The sequence below is a fragment of the Sphingobium sp. B2 genome, from assembly GCF_007693735.1.
Lineage (GTDB): Bacteria > Pseudomonadota > Alphaproteobacteria > Sphingomonadales > Sphingomonadaceae > Sphingobium > Sphingobium xenophagum.
The window spans coordinates 3,236,576-3,242,575 of record NZ_VDBZ01000001.1 but is presented as its reverse complement, the minus strand read 5'-3'; the positions used below and the strand labels follow the sequence as shown (position 1 = coordinate 3,242,575).

The window sequence follows — 6,000 nt, the reverse complement described above, 5'->3', positions numbered from 1 at the left end:
TGCTGGCAGCGCCCCGTCCGGTGAAAAGCCCTCTAGGCCCGACCTGCCGACCCGTCAAATGCTTTTTGCAATTTTATTTCAGAAATTTTTGGCGTTTGGAGGCTAGACGGGGCGGACGGCCATCATGGCCATGGGTGATCGAGACTATGAGTTTGCAGGATGCCGACGCGAACGATGCGGGGTTTGGCGCACGCATAAGAAGCGCGATTTTCTGGCGTTCGGGAAGCCAGATCGTGTCGCAGATGATGAGCTGGGTGGTGACGCTGGCGGTCATCCGCCTGCTCGATCCGAGCGATTACGGCCTGTTCGCGATGACCCAGGTGATCTTGAATTTCGCCACCTTCCTCAACGGCTATGGGCTGGTCAGCGCACTGGTGCAGTCGGACAAGCTGGATTCGCACCGCCTGCGGCAAGCCTTCACCATCATGCTGCTGCTCAATGGCAGCCTGGCCTTGCTCCAGCTGGGAATCGCCCCGATCGCGTCGGATTATTACGACCAGCCGATGGTCGCCGACCTGCTGCGGGTGCAGGCTTTGCTCTACCTCTCCACCCCCTTCATCTCGATTCCCGAAGCGATCATGGGACGGGCGCTCGATTTCAAGCGGCCTGCCCTGGTCAACCTGATCGCCGCCATCGCCTCCGCCGCCGTGGCGCTGGTCGGCGCGCTGTCGGGCTGGGGCGTATGGACATTGGTGTTCGCGCCGATCGCGGGCTTCTGGGTCAAGGGGCTGGGCTATGTGCTGGCGACCGGGTTCCGGCCGATTCCCACATTCGATTTTCGCGGCACTGGCGCGATGGTCGCCTATGGCGCTTCGCTGCTGGGCGGCCAGCTTTTCTGGATCATCCAGAGCCAGGCGGATATTTTCATCGGCGGGCGCGTGCTGGAGCCGCACCAGCTGGGCCTTTATGCCGAAGCGCTGTTCCTGACCCAGATTTTCGTCAGCAAATTCATCCCGCCGCTCAACGACGTCGCCTTTCCCGCCTATGCGCGGATGCAGAAAGACCCATCGCGTGTCGCCTGGTCCTTTTGCAAGGCGGTGCGGCTGCTGCTGCTCATATCCTGCCCGGTCTATCTGGGCATGGCCGTGACCGCAGAGCCTTTGGTCGAAACATTGTTCGGGGCGAAATGGCTGGAGATGGCCCCCTTCGTCGCGGTGCTGGCGCTGGCCATGCCGTTCATGACGTTGCAGGTGATGTTCGCGCCGGTCAGCAATGCGCTGGGCCGCCCCGGGACGACCGCGCGAATCGCGGGCGTCGGCGCGGTGCTGATGCCGGTCGCCTTCCTCATCGGCATCTCTTTCGGCGCGATCGGCCTTGCCTGGGCGTGGCTCGGCGCGTTTCCGATCCTGACGATCGTGACGGCGCGGCTGGCCGGGGCGCCGATGGGCCTGCGCCTGATCGATCTGGTGCGGGCCGCCGCGCCGGGGCTGGGCTGCGCGATCCTGATGGCGGGCGTCGTGCTGGCGGTCGATCGCATCCTGCCGCCGCTAGCTGCGCCGGTGCGGCTTGCCGTGCTGGTGCCGACGGGGGGCATAGCCTTCCTCGCCGCGTTGATGCTGTGCGCGCGGGGCACGTTGATGGAACTGGTCGCGCTGGTGATTCGCCGCGCGCCGCCGGTTCAGGCGCCCGCCTGAAAGACGGGCTCGACAGGCGCAAGAGCGCGTGTCGANTGATTCGCCGCGCGCCGCCGGTTCAGGCGCCCGCCTGAAAGACGGGCTCGACAGGCGCAAGAGCGCGTGTCGAGCCCGTCTTTCAAGCGGTCTGGATATAGTCGCGCAGCGCAGCCGCTTCCGCCTCGATCCGGTCGATGCGGAACTTGACGAGATCGCCGATCGAAATCAGCCCGATCAATTCGCCGCCGACGATGACCGGCAGGTGGCGGATGCGCCGCTTGGTCATCAGCGACAGCCCCGCCATGACCGGCGTGTCGTCGTCAATGGTGATGGCAGGGGCAGTCATCACTTCCGCAACGGGACGCTCCAGCGCCGCTGCGCCTTCGGTCGCGACGCGATAGACCAGGTCGCGCTCGGAAAATATCCCGACCACCTGCCCGTCATCCACCACCGGCACGCAACCGATCCGCTGTTCCGCCAGCAGCGTCACGACGGACAGCACGCTGTCGGTCGATCGCACCTGGATGACGTCACGCCCCTTGCCCTCCAATATCGCCGCGATGGTCATGACCGCTCTCCTTTCCTGGACATTATGTCTCAATGCTTGATGATCACATTTTCGTGAGCCAAAGAAAAGAGATGACACGCAAACAAGCCCTCGACGATCCACAAATTGCCGCAGCCGCATGGACGCGGTTTCGCCGCATCATGCTGTGGATGGCTGCGGGGGGCGCGGCCTGCGTGGCGGCTTCGCTCATCTTCCTGCGGCTATGGGCCGGGCCGATGCCGATCCACATGATCATCGCCACGATTTTGGGCGTATGGTTGACCTTCATGCTGGGAACCGGCCTGATGGCGCTGGTTTTCCTGTCCAGCGGCACCGGGCATGATGAACAGGTAATCGACCGGATCAAGGATGAGGTGCCAGAGCATGACCAAGACGCGCGGTGATGTCGTGTTGCGCGTGATGCCGCGGCTGGCGGACATCAACGCCAATGGCCATATTTTCGGCGGCTGGGTACTCAGCCAGATGGACATTGCGGGCGGCATCATCGCCCATCGGATCGCGCAGGGCGCGGTTGCGACCGTGGCGATCGAAAGCATGAAGTTCATCACCCCCATATTGCTGGGGGATGTCGTGTCGGTCTACGCCCATGAGGAGCGGCGGGGCCGCACGTCGGTCGCCATCCGCATCGACGTGGTGGCGGTTCGCGGACCGCAGGAGGAGCAAGTGGATCTGACCAGCGGGCTGTTCACCTTCGTCGCGCTGGACGAAAATCACCGGCCCCGGCCCCTGCCCGACGCCTGAAAGCTCAGCGCGGCAAACGCCGCGTATAGGTAAGGTCGACCTTGCCATTGGCGGGGACTGTGACTCGCCAGATCCATGCATTGCCGCGCCGCTCCATGTCCTTCGGGCGGGGCTCTATGTCGTGCGGGATGGTGACTTCGGCGGTCACGTCGAACGGCCGGGCGTTGCTGAGCGCGATCGTCCAGTCCGGGCGCTCGCGCGTCGACCCCGTCGGCCGCACCGCGATGCGGACGTCCGCACTTTCAGCGAGGTCATAGTCGATCCGTTCCCCTTCCGCCTTGTCGCCAATGTCCGCCTCTCCGGCCAGCAGGCGCATATCGTCCACCCGCTCGAAAACCGCGACGCGCCCTGACGGCATGGGCAGGCCAAGGCCATCATCCTTGCGATTGTGTAGCCGCAACCGCAGCGTCATCGGCCGGGATTCGCCCGCGCCCGATGCCCCGCTGACCGTCGCTGCGTAAAGACGCTCGACCTTGACGCCGGGCTGGCGCAGCAGCGCGACCTGCTTCTGGCTGCTGGCCGCGACCGTCACGGACACGGGCACGCGGTAGAATTTCAGATCGCCCAGATCCTCCTGTTCCGCCACGACAGGCGCGGGCGGCGGCGGAGCGGCAACAGCCATCGGCGAAAAGACCGCTCCGGTCGCGCGCTGCCCCGTCACCACGATCTCCTGCGCGCCGCCCGCCATCATTGCCGGGGGCATCTCGACCGGAAACAGGTTCCAGCGCGGATGGGTGCTGGTAATGTCCATCGGCCAGCAGGTCAGGCGCAGCGGGCCGCCGGTGGGCCGTGGCTGATCCCCGCGTGGCTGGCGATGGGGCTGTCCGGCAATGACGTTGAGCTGGGCGTCGGCAAAGCCGGTGACGCCGCCATTGGCGACCGTCAGCCACGCCATCAGGTCCAGCCTGCTGCCATCCCCCTGCATGTCGGCGACATAGGAAGCGGACCAGTCGAACCCTTCGGCCAGATAGGTGAGTTGCAACGTCGCGCGGGTCGCCCGGTCGCTGGTCGCAATCACCGACAGCGTCGGACGCGGCGACAGATCCTTGGGTGCCTGTGGGTAGAGCATCCTTTCGGGCAGGCCGCTGCACCCCAGCGCTTCATAGCCCTGCTCTGTGTGGACGATCACACCGCCGGTCGGCCCGGCGCTCAGTATCGCGTCCTGCTCGGTCACCTTGCCGGTGGCGCGGTCGGTGCGGCGCAGCGTGACGCGGCGCTTGAGATAGGCGTCGACCAACCCTGCGGGCGACAGCAGCCGCGCATCGCGATTCTTCTCCCGCACGCCGCGCGGCATGCCGGTCAGGATGGCGGTTTCGGGCATCAGCCCTTCGGCCACCCCTTCGAACCGGACCACCGATTCGCCCTGCGGCAGATCGACCGTGCGGGTTTCGGTGACCAGTGCATAGCCGCCCGGCCAGTTACGATCGATCGCGCCAGCCGCGCGGTCCGGCGCGCGATATACGGTGACCGATACCGCATCGATCCGGGTGGAAATGACGGTATCGGCCTGCACCGATGGAGCAATGACACAAAGAGACAGCGTCAAAAGCCAACCCGCGAAGGCGGGAACAGGCGCCCAATATCGCAAAAGCCGCACTACGACCCGCTTCAGTAGCGCGATTCGAACGTGACGGTCAGGTCGACCGACCCGTTGGCCGGGACCGGCACGCTCCATTCCATCCGGTCGGCCGACACGCGCCGCCCTTCGACGCTCTGCGCGGTGACGCGGGTGTCGCCCCACAGCCCGTCCTGCGCCAGATCGATCGTGATCGCTTCGGGCCGGGCGTTGGTCAGCGTATAGCGCATCCGTGTTTCCCAGCGCGATCCGCCCTTGTTCATGCGCTGTTCGACCGTTGGCCGGACCTTGCCGTCGAACGCCTCGCCCGTGCGCAGCGCCATCGACGATCCCATCGGCGTATGGTCGATGCTGTTTTCACCGATGAATTGCGGATCGCCGCGCGCGTCGCGCATATAGACGCGAATCGTGCCCGCGGGCAGTTGATCGCCAAGCCCGCCCTGTTTGGATGTCGAGAATTTCAGCACGCTCGACGCACTCAGCGGTTCGGCTGAACTGCCGAGCCAGGGGTTGAGATATTCATAGGTCGCCCGCGCGGGCGCGCCCTTTACGTCCAGAAAACTCACCTGTTTCTGCTGTGCGTTGGCAATCGTCGTGCGGCGCTCCAGCGGATAGAGATAATAGTCGCCCAGCCGTTCGCGCGGGCCGCTTTCTGTTCCCGCCTGGTCGATCGCGCCGCTGCCCGATTGCCACCAGTTGCGGCGACCGCCCCCATTGGCGGGATTGCCGGCGACCAGAATAGTCCGCGCATTGTTGAAGGTCGTGCCGGTATTGTTGGTCAGCGTGACCCAGCCCTGCATGTCCATCGCGCCCTTGGCGGCGTCGAACAGCGCGACATAATCGGCGGTCCAGCCCATATTGGGGGTCAGGTAGGACAAGCGGGTCGGTACCGTGCCGCCGCGCGCCGCATCGACCGTGACCGACAGGGTCGGCTTGGCGCGCAAATTGGGCGGCACCCGATCGAATATCACCCGCACCGGCAGGCCATCGTCGCGCAGAACCTCGATCCGCGCCCCGATCTGGAGCACGATGCCGCCATTGGCCGCGAGTATCTTGGCCCGCTCGCGCGTTTCCGCGCCGGTCGCGGGATTGGTCCGCACCAGCGTCACTTCCTGCCCGACGGCCTTGTCCATCAGCTTGTCGGGCGACAGCAGATCATAGTCGAAATTCTGTTCGACGATCGCGATGCCCGGCCCCGACAGGGTGACGGTTTCAGGCCGGATGCGCGCCGACACATCGGGAAATTCGATGCGATTGCGCCCCTGCGTCATCGCCAGTTGCCGGTCATCCTGCACCAGCGACTGGCCGCCATTATAGATGGTGACCGCAACATCGCCCTGGGCCGAAGCCCCGGTCGGATCGGCGGCGTCCTGCGCCAGCGCGGCAATGGGGAGGGCACATAAAAGCGGCACGAACAGGCGAAGGGCAGTCATGGGGCCAGGTCTCTCCCAACAATGTCGTCGCCTTGTGCCGCAAGCGGCCCGCCTTGGGAAGCGGGCATG

The 6,000-nt window shown here is 65.4% G+C and carries 6 protein-coding genes; 3 read left to right on the top strand and 3 right to left on the bottom strand.

The window, feature by feature from the left end; translation table 11 throughout:
* Positions 1–146: 146 nt before the first annotated feature.
* Positions 147–1,634 carry a lipopolysaccharide biosynthesis protein gene (locus FE851_RS15835; protein ID WP_145203938.1) on the top strand — a complete coding sequence of 496 codons (1,488 nt, stop codon included), beginning with the start codon at positions 147–149 and terminating at the stop codon, positions 1,632–1,634.
* 118 nt (positions 1,635–1,752) lie between these two features.
* Here the strand turns inward: FE851_RS15835 and FE851_RS15830 are convergent, their stop codons facing one another.
* Complete coding sequence (locus tag FE851_RS15830; RefSeq protein ID WP_145203934.1) at positions 1,753–2,181, bottom strand: CBS domain-containing protein; 429 nt, start codon at positions 2,179–2,181, stop codon at positions 1,753–1,755.
* A gap of 71 nt (positions 2,182–2,252) precedes the next feature.
* On the opposite strand from FE851_RS15830, the gene FE851_RS15825 reads away from it, so the two are divergent.
* Positions 2,253–2,564 (top strand): hypothetical protein, encoded by a 312-nt coding sequence (locus tag FE851_RS15825; RefSeq protein ID WP_019053483.1) that lies wholly within the window; start codon positions 2,253–2,255, stop codon positions 2,562–2,564.
* Positions 2,545–2,922, top strand: a complete 378-nt coding sequence (locus FE851_RS15820) for an acyl-CoA thioesterase (RefSeq protein ID WP_017182993.1) — start codon at positions 2,545–2,547, stop codon at positions 2,920–2,922. The genes FE851_RS15825 and FE851_RS15820 overlap by 20 nt, the downstream gene beginning before the upstream one ends.
* 4 nt (positions 2,923–2,926) lie before the next feature.
* Here the strand turns inward: FE851_RS15820 and FE851_RS15815 are convergent, their stop codons facing one another.
* On the bottom strand, positions 2,927–4,435 hold the full coding sequence (locus FE851_RS15815; protein WP_145204512.1) for a DUF4139 domain-containing protein: 1,509 nt from the start codon (positions 4,433–4,435) through the stop codon (positions 2,927–2,929).
* A gap of 95 nt (positions 4,436–4,530) precedes the next feature.
* Complete coding sequence (locus FE851_RS15810) at positions 4,531–5,931, bottom strand: DUF4139 domain-containing protein (protein ID WP_145203931.1); 1,401 nt, start codon at positions 5,929–5,931, stop codon at positions 4,531–4,533.
* Between the last annotated feature and the right edge of the window lie 69 nt (positions 5,932–6,000).

Bases quoted from the DNA above. Each gene is read 5' to 3' on its own strand.
- FE851_RS15835 (WP_145203938.1), top strand. From the start codon at position 147: ATGAGTTTGCAGGATGCCGACGCGAACGATGCGGGGTTTGGCGCACGC.
- FE851_RS15830 (WP_145203934.1), bottom strand. From the start codon at position 2,181: ATGACCATCGCGGCGATATTGGAGGGCAAGGGGCGTGACGTCATCCAG.
- FE851_RS15825 (WP_019053483.1), top strand. From the start codon at position 2,253: ATGACACGCAAACAAGCCCTCGACGATCCACAAATTGCCGCAGCCGCA.
- FE851_RS15820 (WP_017182993.1), top strand. From the start codon at position 2,545: ATGACCAAGACGCGCGGTGATGTCGTGTTGCGCGTGATGCCGCGGCTG.
- FE851_RS15810 (WP_145203931.1), bottom strand. From the start codon at position 5,931: ATGACTGCCCTTCGCCTGTTCGTGCCGCTTTTATGTGCCCTCCCCATT.